The 14,150-nt window shown below is 38.3% G+C and carries 16 protein-coding genes and 1 other annotated feature; of the genes, 1 reads left to right on the top strand and 15 read right to left on the bottom strand.

All coding sequences use genetic code 11. From position 1 onward, the window contains the following. Positions 1–49: 49 nt before the first annotated feature. The 11 genes from metK to HMPREF2918_RS08450 form a co-directional block, all read right to left on the bottom strand. The gene (metK, locus tag HMPREF2918_RS08500; RefSeq protein WP_049515546.1) at positions 50–1,240 is read right to left on the bottom strand and encodes a methionine adenosyltransferase; all 1,191 of its coding nucleotides are present in this window, start codon (positions 1,238–1,240) and stop codon (positions 50–52) included. Between the two features lie 399 nt (positions 1,241–1,639). Beyond that, positions 1,640–2,866 (bottom strand): hypothetical protein, encoded by a 1,227-nt coding sequence (locus tag HMPREF2918_RS08495; RefSeq protein ID WP_049515548.1) that lies wholly within the window; start codon positions 2,864–2,866, stop codon positions 1,640–1,642. A 139-nt stretch (positions 2,867–3,005) separates the two neighbouring features. Continuing rightward, positions 3,006–3,197: a hypothetical protein gene (locus HMPREF2918_RS11710; protein ID WP_247913921.1), complete on the bottom strand. Its 192-nt coding sequence runs from the start codon at positions 3,195–3,197 to the stop codon at positions 3,006–3,008. Between the two features lie 66 nt (positions 3,198–3,263). After that, a complete protein-coding gene (locus HMPREF2918_RS11705; protein ID WP_239683631.1) occupies positions 3,264–3,425 on the bottom strand; it encodes a hypothetical protein in 162 nt (53 codons plus the stop codon). A 135-nt stretch (positions 3,426–3,560) separates the two neighbouring features. Further along, the gene (locus HMPREF2918_RS08485; protein WP_049515551.1) at positions 3,561–4,001 is read right to left on the bottom strand and encodes a hypothetical protein; all 441 of its coding nucleotides are present in this window, start codon (positions 3,999–4,001) and stop codon (positions 3,561–3,563) included. Between the two features lie 171 nt (positions 4,002–4,172). Next, positions 4,173–4,640 (bottom strand): deoxycytidylate deaminase, encoded by a 468-nt coding sequence (locus tag HMPREF2918_RS08480; protein WP_049490930.1) that lies wholly within the window; start codon positions 4,638–4,640, stop codon positions 4,173–4,175. Positions 4,641–4,891: 251 nt separating this feature from the next. After that, positions 4,892–5,251: a 50S ribosomal protein L20 gene (gene rplT / locus HMPREF2918_RS08470; RefSeq protein WP_000124830.1), complete on the bottom strand. Its 360-nt coding sequence runs from the start codon at positions 5,249–5,251 to the stop codon at positions 4,892–4,894. Between the two features lie 49 nt (positions 5,252–5,300). Continuing rightward, positions 5,301–5,501, bottom strand: a complete 201-nt coding sequence (gene rpmI, locus HMPREF2918_RS08465) for a 50S ribosomal protein L35 (RefSeq protein WP_003003453.1) — start codon at positions 5,499–5,501, stop codon at positions 5,301–5,303. A gap of 33 nt (positions 5,502–5,534) precedes the next feature. Then, positions 5,535–6,065, bottom strand: a complete 531-nt coding sequence (gene infC, locus HMPREF2918_RS08460; RefSeq protein ID WP_003003721.1) for a translation initiation factor IF-3 — start codon at positions 6,063–6,065, stop codon at positions 5,535–5,537. Positions 6,066–6,081: 16 nt separating this feature from the next. Further along, positions 6,082–6,210: a sequence feature (ribosomal protein L20 leader region), on the bottom strand. Between the two features lie 23 nt (positions 6,211–6,233). After that, a complete protein-coding gene (gene cmk / locus HMPREF2918_RS08455; RefSeq protein WP_049482459.1) occupies positions 6,234–6,914 on the bottom strand; it encodes a (d)CMP kinase in 681 nt (226 codons plus the stop codon). 14 nt (positions 6,915–6,928) lie between these two features. After that, positions 6,929–7,384, bottom strand: a complete 456-nt coding sequence (locus tag HMPREF2918_RS08450; protein WP_003006692.1) for an SAG1386/EF1546 family surface-associated protein — start codon at positions 7,382–7,384, stop codon at positions 6,929–6,931. A gap of 45 nt (positions 7,385–7,429) precedes the next feature. Here HMPREF2918_RS08450 and HMPREF2918_RS08445 point away from each other — a divergent pair, with 45 nt between their 5' ends. Next, positions 7,430–7,630 carry a ferredoxin gene (locus HMPREF2918_RS08445; RefSeq protein WP_003003472.1) on the top strand — a complete coding sequence of 67 codons (201 nt, stop codon included), beginning with the start codon at positions 7,430–7,432 and terminating at the stop codon, positions 7,628–7,630. Between the two features lie 9 nt (positions 7,631–7,639). Here HMPREF2918_RS08445 and HMPREF2918_RS08440 read toward each other — a convergent pair whose 3' ends face one another. The 4 genes from HMPREF2918_RS08440 to HMPREF2918_RS08425 all read right to left on the bottom strand — a co-directional run bounded on the left by HMPREF2918_RS08440 (position 7,640) and on the right by HMPREF2918_RS08425 (position 14,144). After that, positions 7,640–8,116 (bottom strand): EbsA family protein, encoded by a 477-nt coding sequence (locus HMPREF2918_RS08440; protein WP_023917814.1) that lies wholly within the window; start codon positions 8,114–8,116, stop codon positions 7,640–7,642. Positions 8,117–8,210: 94 nt separating this feature from the next. After that, complete coding sequence (locus HMPREF2918_RS08435; protein WP_070595208.1) at positions 8,211–10,736, bottom strand: LTA synthase family protein; 2,526 nt, start codon at positions 10,734–10,736, stop codon at positions 8,211–8,213. Continuing rightward, complete coding sequence (locus HMPREF2918_RS08430) at positions 10,736–12,484, bottom strand: rhamnan synthesis F family protein (protein WP_070595206.1); 1,749 nt, start codon at positions 12,482–12,484, stop codon at positions 10,736–10,738. Before HMPREF2918_RS08430 ends, HMPREF2918_RS08435 begins: the two co-directional genes overlap by 1 nt. A gap of 1 nt (position 12,485) precedes the next feature. After that, positions 12,486–14,144, bottom strand: coding sequence for a glycosyltransferase family 4 protein (locus HMPREF2918_RS08425; RefSeq protein WP_049490927.1), 1,659 nt, complete (start codon positions 14,142–14,144; stop codon positions 12,486–12,488). Positions 14,145–14,150: the final 6 nt, after the last annotated feature.

The following is a 14,150-nucleotide window of genomic DNA, read 5'->3' as shown; positions in this document are numbered from 1 at the left end:
CGAAAAAAAGCTAGGATCAACTTGACCCTAACTTTTCCATTTCAACGAATTATTTTACAGCTTCTTTCAAGGCTTCTACCTTGTCCAAACGTTCCCATGGAAGGTCAATATCTGTCCGTCCCATATGGCCGTATGCTGCTGTTTGACGGTAGATTGGACGTTTAAGGTCCAACATTTGGATAATCCCTGCTGGACGAAGATCAAAGATCTCACGCGCTGCTTTTTCAAGCTTACTTTCAGCAACTGTTCCCGTACCAAAGGTATCAATACGAACAGAGACAGGTTGAGCAACCCCAATGGCATAAGCCAATTGCACTTCTGCTTTCTTAGCAAGCCCTGCTGCCACGATGTTTTTTGCAATATAGCGAGCTGCATAGGAAGCGGAACGGTCCACCTTCGTCGCATCCTTACCAGAGAAGGCACCACCACCGTGACGTGAATAACCACCATAAGTATCCACGATGATCTTACGACCTGTCAAACCGGAATCCCCTTGAGGCCCACCGATAACAAAGCGACCTGTTGGGTTGATGAAGAATTTGGTTTCCTCATCTAGATAAGAAGCTGGAATCACCTCTTTGATGACCTTGTTAATTACATCTTCATGGATTTGTTCATTGCTGACATCTGGATCGTGTTGAGTTGAAATAACCACCGTATCCACGCGCACTGGCTGGTCATTTTCATCGTACTCGACAGTGACCTGTGATTTGGCATCTGGACGAAGATAGCTGATTTCCCCAGACTTACGAAGTTCAGCCAAACGACGAACCAACTTGTGGCTGAGTGAAATCGGTAATGGCATGAGTTCTTCTGTTTCATCCACTGCAAAACCAAACATGAGACCTTGGTCTCCTGCTCCGATCAAATCAAGTGGATCTTGATCTGCGTTTCCACGAACTTCCAAGGCTTCATTAACCCCTTGGGCAATATCAGGAGATTGTTCCACCAAAGATGGGTGTACTCCTACAGTTTCAGCTGAGAATCCATATTCCGTATTAGTATAACCAATCTCTGCAATGGTATCACGAACCACACGGTTAATATCCACATAAGCAGTCGTTGAAATCTCACCAAAGACATGCACGGAACCAGTATAAACAGCTGTTTCGGCAGCTACGTGAGCTTCTGGATCTTGCTCTAAAATAGCATCTAAAATAGCATCTGAAATTTGGTCTGCAATCTTATCTGGATGCCCCTCAGATACTGATTCAGACGTGAAAAGTTTACGTTCTGACATAAAAATGTCCCCCCTTAAAAAATATTGTTATAGAGTTACAAAGTACTGATAGAAGATTTCTACCACCTTATCGGGACCATATAACACTTCATTATAACACATTACATATGATATGGAAAATGATTTTTCAAAAAGCCCATTAAATCAGCTTTTTCGGTCTATGCACTACCTAGTTAAACTGACTTAAACAGTCCTCAAAGTTCCTAAAAAGTTCACAAAAAATACCCCGTAGGGTATCTATCAATTGACGAGTTCAGCAGGCAAGATCTAGCACCCTCACACGGTGCTTTTTTTATCTTCAAAAATGATAGGCGTCCGCGTACCAATGGGTACTCGAAAACCTACCACCTACTTAAATGATAACAGTTCTTTAAAAATTTTCAACCCTATCTACTTTAATCAGTCTCCATTTTTAAATAATATACCTCCAATAAATACCAGGACTCCTAAAACCAAGGATAAAATATTTGGACCTGTCCAATAAGGATCTAGCGTACCTATGATGGAAACAATAAATAAGACGGCTGATGTATTTAAGAGACCCACATTTCCATTCCTCATAGCTATGAAAAGGATGAAAGTCGCAATCATAAAACAAATATAATGGATGGCACCAATATATAAGATCAGTAGATACATGGGGTTTCCTAAAAATAAAGGAAAAATCATAATACCAAGGTGGCAGACTGCTATTATAAGGGCGCTCCATAACCAAGACGAATGAAGAATAATCCTCTTTGGCGAATTTTCTTTATCATTGTTTGATTGTATATCAGCATTCAACTGATCGTTTACATCTATGTCTCCTTCTACTTGAGAGTCCGCCATCTCTGGTTTAGTGTCAATAGATGATAGATCTTGTACTTTCACCTTGGACTCCCAGCTAACTGCAACTTTCTCAAGTAAACTAAAAACACGACAAGCAATATAAATCGATAAGAGAAGATAAAAGAGACCGTAAAAGCTTATACGAGAGATGAAAGAGTATACTGCACCTATCACAACAAGAGAAGATAAAATGAGCAAGAGAGAAAATACTTTCTGAAGTTTCTCACTTGTACTTGTGATCATAACATTAATCAGAAGTAAAAACATTAACTCCATTACACTGTATCGAAGTGTAAAAGCGTAAATATCACTCGTTCTATCCATACCAATCAATATAAATAGTGGAGAAATATTTGTAGAGGCAACAAATAGTACTAAATAAGCTATCGATGATTTCCAACCATCTTTACTTTTCCAATTGTTTAAAAGCTCCCTCATTTCTACATTCTTTATAAGCAAGCAAATCCATATTAAACAAATGATATTTAGCACAAAGGAAATGTTCATCAGATTTGTTGGGGAGAAAGGTGGTAAAAAAAACATCAGTAGTTGGGTAATTGAGAGGAGAAGAGCAGCTATCAATCCTTCAACATTTAAACGCTGCTTCATGATTCTCCAAATTACCCAGCAAATAATCATTCCATTCCATATAGAAAAAATACTAGAGGTAGTGATCAGTGGTGTATTTCCATTTAAATTTTGGACATTATAGCTCTCTACTAGACTACTACCATAAGAAACAAGATAAAGAATTGCTTCAAGAATTAGCAGTATACCATACCATTTTTTTCTAGACATAGATTCTCCTCCGCTTTCTAAGAAAAGTATTTAACGATCCATTTATTTAAATTATAACACAATTTGTAACCGTTTTCTCAGTGCGTTATCAGTACTAAATAAATAAAAAAGATAGGATTGAACATCCTACCTGCTATCATCACTCTTCATTTTTTAACAATACAGTTCCAATCAATACCAGCACTCCTACCACAAACTGTGGTATATGATTAATCACCCAATCCGGATCACCCGCAGCAATAAATGAAAAAACATAAATAGCTGCTGCTATATAAAGAGTTGCTTTATTGCCATTCCAAAGCAGGATAGTTGCAATAACAAAACTAATCATATGGATTCACAAGAAGTCCAAAAAGCCACCAGCCCACGCTCCCATTGCAAAGAGACCTAATAAAAGTTAAACTGTATAAGCAATGGCGATTAACAGGGCAAAATAAAGTATTGCAGAAGTCCCAACTCTCTTTTCTGGCTTCATTTCATTGTTAGGAAGAAGACTTTCATCTGAAACGAATGCCTCTTTTTCTGTATCTACTTCCAGATTTTTCTGTTGATCTGTCATAACTTTCTCCTAACCTTTTTAGTTATTCTTTCAAATAATAGCGCTTAAAAATAGAGCGGATGAACTGATTTAACTATCTCTTTGATCGACCCGAATACTTTTTATTGAGTAGAGTTGACCATACCCATTTTTTGATTAAGAGCTTTTCTCTTCTTTAACCAGGAGTGTTCCGATTAAATCCAAAATACCTAAACATAAGGGAGCAATTCGAAATATTTCCCAGTCCGGATCAAAAGCCAAGATGATAGACAGCAGATAGAGTCCAACACTCGCATAGAGAAGGCTTTTATACCCCTTCTTCATCCCTAGTCGAATTAGAAAGGCCCCAATCGCAAGACTTAATAAGTTTGGACCAAGGAAAATCAAAACGACAAATCCCCAACCATCACCCCAAGGTGCAAAGTAAAAGAAAAACAATACAAGATAGATAATGGATAAGTAAAATGTCACTGAAAGAAGAATAGAATGTAAGCTATTTTCTTTTGGAGGATTCTGAACAGATACAGAATTGGGATAATCTTCACTTATCTTACGATGTTCTTTATTTTCCTCAAAATGTTTCTCTTGGTTTGTCATCACTTTCTCCTTCCTTTCTTATATTTTTATGTTTTTCCGTTAACACCATTATACTTGATTCCATTATTCTTTTCATGATAGCCATCTATTCAATGCTATCTCTTAAACATTAATTTGGACAGGTTTCCAATTAGATTGCTAACATATCGTGAAATGGACTAAAAGCCTTCCCTAAATAAAATCAGCCTCTGCAATAGCTCGTTTCACTTCTTCAATTGGTAAATTGACCAGTTCTACTTCTTTTTCACGGTAGAGGTATTCGGCATATTCATCAATTCGATACTGATGAATGTATACCACCCGCTTGCAACCAACTTGAAGCAATTGCTTGGTACAATTGAGACAAGGAAAATGTGTCACATAAGCTGTAAATCCTTTGGGAATCCCCCGTTCAGCTCCTTGCAAAATAGCATTGACTTCCGCATGAATCGTCCGGACACAGTGTCCCTCGACCATAAGACAGCCATCTTCTAGACAATGATCTGTCCCAGAAACGGATCCATTATAACCTGTTGCAATGACCTTATTATCCTTAACTAGTACAGCCCCAACCTTAGCTCGATTACAGGTCGCTCGATTCGAAATCAGTAAGGCCTGTGCTGCAAAATATTCATCCCATGCTAGTCGATTGTGTGTCACCTTTATATCCTCCATCTCTCCTCATATCGGTTACGATTATTTTCATTATAGCATGAAATCAGCAAGAAAAAAAGGGAGTGGGAAAGAACTCTGACTAGTAAAAAAGAGTTCGTTTTCCACCCCCGCACAGTTGATTAGGTCATCTTTAGAGCTTAAAAAGCGAATAAAGATACCAATCAACCACTGCGTCATACAGTTATTTCTATCATACATCAAAGGCTGGACAACTTTTGCCCAGCCTATTATAAACATTATTTACCAAGTTTTGCTTTAGCTGCATCTGCAAGAGCTGTGAAAGCTGCTGCATCGTTAACAGCCAAGTCAGCAAGCATTTTACGGTTAACTTCGATCTCAGCCAATTTCAAACCATGCATCAATTGTGAGTATGAAAGTCCGTTCAAACGAGCTGCCGCATTGATACGTGTGATCCACAATTTACGGAAGTCACGTTTCTTTTGACGACGGTCACGGTATGCATAGTAGTAAGAGTTCATTACTTGTTCTTTTGCAGTACGGAACAAGATATGTTTAGCTCCATAGTAACCTTTAGCTAATTTAAGAATACGTTTACGACGTTTGCGTGATACAACGCCACCTTTAACACGTGCCATTTATATTTCCTCCAATATTTCCTAGAATTCTTTACTTACGAATACGCGATTATTTCAAGCGAGTAAGCATTGCTTTGATACGTTTGAAATCTCCAGCATGCACCATAGATGCTTTACGAAGATGACGACGTTGTTTCTTAGTTTTTCCGTGGAAACGGTGAGAAGTGTAAGCACGGAAACGTTTAAGTCCACCAGAACCTGTACGTTTGAAACGTTTAGCTGATGCGCGGTGTGTTTTTTGTTTTGGCATGATATTTTCTCCTTTTTTTAACTTTCTGACAGATTATTTCTTGTCAGTTGCTGGCGCCAATTGCATGAACATTTGACGTCCATCCATCTTAGCTCGTTGTTCGATGATCGCCACATCTTGTGTCGCTTCAGCGAAGTCGGCTAAAACTTTAGCACCAATCTCTTTGTGGGTAATCATACGACCCTTAAAGCGAATGGATACCTTCACTTTATTTCCTTTTTCAAGGAATTTGCGAGCATTGCGAAGTTTTGTATCGAAATCACCCTTATCAATCACTGGGCTCAAACGAACTTCTTTCACGGTCACAACGCTTTGTTTTTTGCGTTGTTCTTTTTGCTTCTTCTGGTACTCAAATTTGAACTTACCGTAGTCCATAATTTTCGCAACAGGAGGTTTAGCTTGAGGTTGAATGAGAACCAAGTCAACATTAGCGTCGTCCGCAAGTGCTTGCGCTTCGCTAAGTGGTTTGATACCCAATTGCTCACCTTCAAGACCGATTAAGCGAACTTCACGTACACGAATTTCATCATTGATGAATAAGTCTTGCTTTGCTATGGTTTTCACCTCTTTTTTATTATTCGAGAAAAACAAAGAACGGACCTGCAAAACAGGCCCGAACTACATGATGTATTTCATTACTGAAACTTGATCCGTAGGGGCCAGGCAACTTGCGTCACAAGGCGAGAAGTTCTCACTTCTGCTTTTCTCAACTTTTATATGATATCAAGTTTTTTATTCTTTGTCAAGAAGTTTTTTTGCTTTTTCTTCAATAAATGCAACAACGTCTGCAATTCCAACACCCGTTGTGTCAAAATGAATCGCATCAGCTGCAGGTTTCAAAGGAGAAACGGCACGGTGGCTGTCCTTATAGTCCCGCTCAGCGATTTCTTTTTTCAACAATTCAAGATCCGCTGTGATGCCCTTTTCAACATTTTCCTTATAACGACGTTCTGCCCGCTCCTCAACAGAAGCGACCAAAAAGATCTTCAACTCTGCATGTGGAAGGACGACTGTCCCAATATCGCGTCCATCCATAACGATGCCCCCCTCTGCTGCAATTTCTTGCTGTAGAGTGACAAGTTTTTCACGGACTGGAGCAAGCGCTGCAACCCATGAAACATTGTTGGTCACTTGGTTATCGCGAATTGGGTGGGTAATATCCACGTCTGCTACAAAGACAAGCTGCTCTCCTTCTTCTGAACGACCGAAACTAATTGGATACTGATCTAAAAGGGCTAAGAGGTCATCAACCTGTTCAGCTGTCAGATTATTTTGCAAAGCTAGATATGTCGCTGCACGATACATAGCCCCCGTATCTAGATACGTATAGCCTAGATCCTTGGCAATGATCTTTGCAACTGTGGACTTTCCACTAGAAGCCGGTCCATCAATGGCAATTTGAATTTGTTTCATGCTGTCTTCAACTCCTACTGAATCTTAACGACATCACCAGGATTCGCATACCATGATCCTGTAGACATGTGAGATGGATTTAACTGTTCCAATTGGGCAATGGAAATACCAGCACGTGCAGCGATCGCTGCTTCCCCTTCACCTGCTTGAACAGTGATTGTGCCTTCTTCAGAGTTCTCATCTTTTGAACTATCGTCTTTAGCCGCTTGGTCAGTTTGTGCTGCAGGGGCTGATGATTTCTGTTCAACCTTAGTCTCTCCATTGTAGAAACCAGACATTTGTTTTGATTTATTGCTACCGCCTGTTGAAAGGAAAATCAACAAGCAGACCATCGCCACTACTACTACAAAGAAAATAATGGCTAAAATCGTCAATAGACGATCTGCCTTGATTCCGTTTAACTTACTTGTTCTTTTCAATGTTTCTTCTCCATCATCGTAAATATCTTCTTCCCATGGTTCTTTTGCCATGACTTCCTCCTTGTTTTTTCTCGTAAAAATCATTACAATAGAAGTATGAAAGTTACGTTAATTCCAGATCGTTGCATCGCTTGCGGTCTCTGTCAGACCTATTCTGAATTATTTGATTACCATGACAATGGCATCGTTAAATTTGCTGCTGAAGAGGACGACCTCCTTGAAAAGGAAGTCCCTGTCACAAACGATGTTCTCGAGGCTATTAAAGAATGCCCCACTCGTGCTCTCTTAAAAGATTAAGAGGGCTTTTTATTTGTTTGCATAATACATCTCGTAGTAATCCACATGGATGAAATTGTCCGTCAGGATTACTTCTCCCTTAAAATAAGGATTTAAGGCAAGTGCATTGATAAAGTATTTTTTCGGCCATTTACGCATACAGAATGTTCGACTGCGCGATCCATCATTAAATATGAGCTTGATCGATTTCTTATTTACTTCGACCTTTTCGATCGAGTCAATCTTCACCTTGATTGGAGTAAAAGGATTGGCTGTAATAATCCGCAAGATCCCATCCTCATAGATCGTGAAGTAACGATGGACCCCAATCGCGAGCAAGACCATAAATAAAAAGAACGAAAACAAAACTAGCGTTGGCACACTAGAGCTCTCATACATCAAGGCCAGTCCAATAAAGACCGGAATCACTGCAATGGACCAATAAGTCACAAGAATAGATAAGTCCGGTTGCCAATGATAATGGACCTTTCCAAATATCTTAATCATGAGCGTACCCCCATCTAATAGTTTAGCATAAAAAACAAAAAAAAGGGAGCCAGACAGCCAAAATCACAAAGATTTTTACCTGCTAGCACTCCTTTTAATTGGATTTGTTGGTTGGGACTTTAAAGAAGTCTTTAGAAAGGTAACCTTTCCCACTAATCAAGTCGTATTCAACCATTTTCAAATCCTCTGCAATTTCTTGTGCTTCTCCTTCCAAGGCCTTTTTATCGACACTTGCTTTTTTCAGTACTTCTGTCAACAAAGCATAGTAAGGCGAAACTTTTGAATTGGTCTGTTCAAAGACCATAGCAGAGAAATCACTTGAATTGACCAAAGGATAGTTCAATTTCGGTGCATCAAAATTACTCCAAATGAAGTAATCTGTCTGATACTGACTCTCCGGATTATTCTTAAAGGCCGACTCAGGATAGAGACCTGGTAAGTGATCCCCATAAAATACCACTGTAATCTTCTTATCTATTTTAGAAAGACTTTCCAGGAAGGATTGGGTGGCGGTGTCAGTTTGTGAAAGCAAGCGACTATAGAAAGTCAGTTTTGAATTTTCTTCATCACTAAAACCTTTACCTTTGGCATCCAAGGTTTCTGGGTTTGCTTCTAACCATGGGGTATGATTTTGCATGGTCATCACAGAAAAGAATTGTCCGGTTTTGTCGTTTAAATTGTCTAGCACAATATTATAGGTGGATTCATCACTCGGACTAATTCCTTCTTTTCTAACAGTTATCCCCTTAGTATTAATCGTGATAAAGTCGCTAAAATTCAGCCTTGAATATACAATGTCCCTAGAATAATTTGCTCCACCAGCTAAATGAATAGCTATTTTATTTTTGCTAGAATAAGTATTACTTATAGAAGGAACATCATGAATTTTAGGGAATACCTCTGTATACAATACCGAAACAGTTGGTGATATATTATAGAATGGCAAACTTGTTAAAGTTTGAAACTCCATATTTGCTGTTCCACCACCATAGCCATCTGAATGCATTTGACCACTCGTGTGGGTTTTCATAATGTTTTCAATATTTGGAATCGGGTTTTCCGTGAGCTCAACACCTTCAACCTTTCTAGGATCAGAAAAACTTTCGCTCAGAATATAGATAACCGTTTGATCGTTTAAGTAGTTACTTCTCTCCTTATTGATCTCATTCGACAAGTTGGTATATTTTTGAGCTATTTTCTCAAGACGTTCTTTGGAATAACCATCCGGTTTTGGAACAACCTCCGTCGTCAATTGATTCATCCAAACATAAGACAATCCTTTATAACGAGCATTGGTCGTATTCCCTAGCCAATTAATATCCTGGTAATTGTTCAGGGTACTTATAATTGGTACATTAGCCTTGATCTTCCCGTTTTCTTTATCACTGAATATCCCATTGACACTCTTAAAACATAAGAGCATCACTGCAATAGCTCCGATTTGTATTTTCCATGAAGAAATAATTCTTCCTTTAAAGAGGTACTTTTTCCCGACAATCAGTAGACAAACCAGAAAGACCACCAATAAAAAGATGTAAAATATTTGCCCTTTGTCCATAAAGCTCAAAAGCGTCATTGGTTTGGTCAACCAAGTTAAATCACTTGGTAAAACTGGCTCATTCCTCATGCCAAACTTGATGGAATTTGCAATGACAAAAGCTATAGATACAACGGAAATGAGACAGGTAGCAATCCAATATTGATTGATACAAAGGTAAACAAAGATAAGGATCGCTGTCAGAATGAGAATTTGAAATAAGATGGCATCTGGAATCGTGTAATGAACGCCTAAGAAGGGTTCTGTTCGACCTAAACTGAATTGGATAAAATAATTCAATACAATTGCAATAGTGGTACTAGAGAAGAACACTAAAGAGAAACTCGGTTTGTTCTTGACGAAATCTCGCTGCCCTTTTGTATACAAGAATCCAAGTAAGGAAATCAATGGAAATAGAATGTATAAGAATTCATTTGTTAACCAAAATTGCTGAGCTGAGTATTTGCCAATTTCAAAGGCTTTATACAAAAAATTATCTGTCCTATAAATAAGGGTCGAAAAATTTTTGTCTGTTACGATAAAGGTGATCAAGAGTTGCGACAAGACCAGATACTGATAGTTCTCGCCAATCTCTTCTCCTCCTTTTTTCCGACTCGGTAGCTTATCATAATGCTGTCTTAATAGAACCAAACCACCTGTCAGAGCAAACAGAAGGAAAATGACTAGGAAGGAGTCCGTTCTAAAGAATGGATTCTGATCAAAATTCCAAACCTTGTATTTCGGATTATTCAAATAAATTGTGATTTCCGTCAAATAAGAAAGGGTATTGTAGACCAAATAACTGACAATCAACTTTAATGGAAACCATTTTTTAAAATTAAATTGGGATAATATTGGAATTAACAATAGGAAACTAATTCCAAATAGAATTCCTAAAAAATTGACATATTGTAGGACAGTCCCCGTTGCTTTGTTATGTACTGCAAGATTGTTCTGAGCTAGGTAAAAATTAAAAAAAGAAAATAGAACGAAAGTAACCCCATAATACCACTGAGTTCTTGAGACTTTCGATAATGCTGAGAGGATAAATTCTTTAACATTAAACTCTTTTTTCCGTTTCATTATTTCACTTTCTTTATCATTCTTTTTAGTATATATTTCACAGCTCTTGCTGGTCCAATCACAATATACTTCAAGGCCCCTTTAATCCCTCCTATTTGATTAAAGTCCACAAAGGTATGCGGTTGGAGATCCTCACGATTGTTCAATTGCTTATTATCGATAAACGGTGTCAGAACATGTGGGTTTTGAGAGATCCTAAAGTCATATTTTTGATCCCAAGCAATATAGATCAACAAGCGTTCAATCGCATGAAGGATTGAATTCTGTGGTAGAGGTTCTGCTGGAACATCTGCTGCTGTCAAATTCAAGTCAAAGAGTGGTTTCAAAGCATCGTATTTAAACCAAACAAAAGTCCCATAACTCATAACGAAGGTATTGAGATTTTTGAAGTCAATCGTCTTGGTCGCTCCCATCCGTTCCCAGAGCTTGTTCATCTCTGGTGAAATGAGGGCTTCATTCCAGGCAACCACTATTCGATTGTAACGGAAGAAGGTTGGAATATCTGCGATAGTGATTCCGACTTTTGGATTAGCCTCCATATTGGCCAGGATTTGATCAGCCGGCTTGACCAACATCTCGATCAATTCTTTTCGCCAAGATTCACCCGCCCAGAAATCTGCTTCTTTGGATTTCTTGGTATGGAAATGGCCAACATAATCGTATTTTGAGAGTTGCTCTTTTAGGAGCAGCATTGGTAATACATCCCGTCCAATGTTTCCAGTCACCACAACCGTGGCATCTTGTGCTCGATGAGAAAGAATTTTCTCAATGGCCTGCTTCTTCTCTTCTACATCTGTCGTAATCCATAAGTCATAGGCAAAATGAAAAGCTTGGAAAGCATCTAGAAATTCTTCCAGGAGGTCCACATAAAAGACATGAAGATGAGCCGCAACTTTTTTACCGAACTCTCCAGCTAATTCCTGGTTTTTCAAGTACTTACGAGACAAGAGATAAGGATAGTCCGGACGATCGATCATAGACATGTGGTTGAGAATCAAGTCTAATGGGTAGTTCGATACACGCTCCAACTCATCAAAAATATAAGGCATAATTCCTTCATTGTTTGCAATGGTTTTTACTTTGATGAAAGGAACCTTATGATTGAGAATCGCTGTAGGATTATAGTAAGAAAAGTCTGGATAAAGCATCCCTGTGGTGTCTTCATGAATGGTATCAAAGACCGTCTTATAGTGAAAACCTGCATCCAAGAAGTTCGTTGTGACCTTGGTTTCGTAGTTATCGATCACATCCTGAACATTGGTAAAGTCTTGAACTCCCTGCCAAAATTCATGGAAAGTACTTGATTCAATAACCTGTTTTTTAAAGCTAAGATAATAACTCTGAATATGCTCGTTAAAATCCTTGTCTTTCCGGTAATTGGTCATTCCCCAGAAATCCACTTCATTATCCTGTTCGAACTGCTGATAAATTGGTTCTAGATCCCAAAGAGGTCCAAAGCAGGTATCATTCATGAGGGTAACCGAATCAAAATGAGCCAGTTGATCAAAGCCGACTGTCTTCATTCCATCCCGCCAAGCCGCAAAGTCAAAGCCACTATTTTGGCGCTCTAGAATATCGTCTACCAGATGCTGTGCTACTAAATTAGACTTCACATCTTCTGGTAGCTGACTATTGGAGATAAAGACCACCCGTGAATACAAGGGACGAATGTTTTCTAATTGGTAAAGTACATGCCCACTAATAAAATTAAACTTATTGTAGTGAACATATAAAAGTAAACGTTGCATATTATTTCCTTATTCTAAAGAATTTCAAGATCTTTGTTGGAATGGTCCAACGGCGAGAATGGATGATGGAATTGTATTCATGAGATAACTTTTTATAATTCTCATGTAAGTTGAATAGGTGTCTGCTAAATTCTTCGTCACTTTCTTTTTCATAGGAGAATTGAAATTGATTACCCGAACTATTCGAAAGATCAAACAGAATATGTGGATGGGTATTAAAGAAAACCAAAACATCCTCGAAATCAATTCCGTTTGAAGTTACAAGAGGAATTTCTCTTTGATCCTCCAATGCAATCAATGACAATTTTTTATAGGATCCCGGAAATTCCGAAAGTAATATTTTTAGACTCTTTTCCTTTTCAAGCTGGAAGATAATAGAGCCCCTATTTTCCATTCTCTCTTTTGTTATTTCATGGTAGGCTGAGTGGAGTCCATCGTGTGAAGCTGAAATCACTACTTGAGATTTACCAATCACTTCGAGATCACGATTATTGAATTTCATCCCCAAAAATCGAGCATACTTGGAAGATAGCTTTTGGTTACCAATTGGCGTTTCTACTTCAATGTTATCTTTAAAAACAGCACAAATGGTCTCGAGATTGTATTTCTTTCGAGCGAGTTCTTGATCCAGTAATTGTTTTTCTTTATAGCTATCAAAATTCTCAATCACTGTAGCCATTTGTTGACTTAGCAGATCGCTATCTCCTAGTGGATATAAATTCCCAGATTCTAAAAATTTACTTGAAGACAAATGACCTAAATTATCGGAAATGATTGCCGGAACTCCATTGAGGACTGATTCCACAAATACTAAAGAAAATGTTTCTAATTTAGCAGGCAAGACGAGGATATCTTTATCTGTCACCAAGGACCATGGATCCGAGTGAAAACCAACAAAAGTCACACGATCTAGATGATGCGTTTGAATATAGTCATCCATCAACTTTTTGTACTGCTCATCCCATCCTCCGATGAAGACCAGTTCGATCTCCTTCCGATTTAAGTGATTATAGGCTGCAAGTAACTCAAGCTGATTTTTTCGTTCGTTAATACCACTGATGGATACAAAACGAGAAATAGTAGAATTCTTAAGAGGACGCTCTTGAACTTCTGTATAGGGAATAAAGGGAATCAATTTGTCAGTCGTAAAATAATTCGTTAGAGTGTGGTACAATTCCCCTTCTACTACAAAAATTTTATCAGACAAATCATCAATTAAAGGAATCAGGTCCTTATAATAACCGAACTCGCCAAAAGGAAATTCATGAATAATATAAAAATGTCTGATCTTTTCACATGCAGCTGCAATGGCCCCCTGAAACACATTGACTGTATTCGAAATGACCAATTCGATCTGTTCATTCCGGATAATTTCTCTTACTTCCTCAATATTCTTTTGTTGAGAAGTTTGGATTTCTAACTCTGAAATGTTCAGCGTCTTAGATTCAGGCCACCACCACTGATTGGTTTTTAACTGAAATAATTTAATTCCAGTTGTATCCATATGACGGAGATAGTCTTTATCAATGTGTGGGGCATTATCCGGTATCACATTATAAACTTCGTGACCTTGCTGAACCAACAATTTCATTAGGTTCACAATTGATACTTCTGCTCCACTAAACATGGCTCCAACAGGAGATACAAATAAAATTTTCATAGCCTA

The sequence above is a fragment of the Streptococcus sp. HMSC065C01 genome, from assembly GCF_001813525.1.
Lineage (GTDB): Bacteria > Bacillota > Bacilli > Lactobacillales > Streptococcaceae > Streptococcus > Streptococcus parasanguinis_V.
The sequence above is the reverse complement of the archived record's forward strand: the minus strand, read 5'-3'. Positions and strand labels throughout refer to the sequence as shown.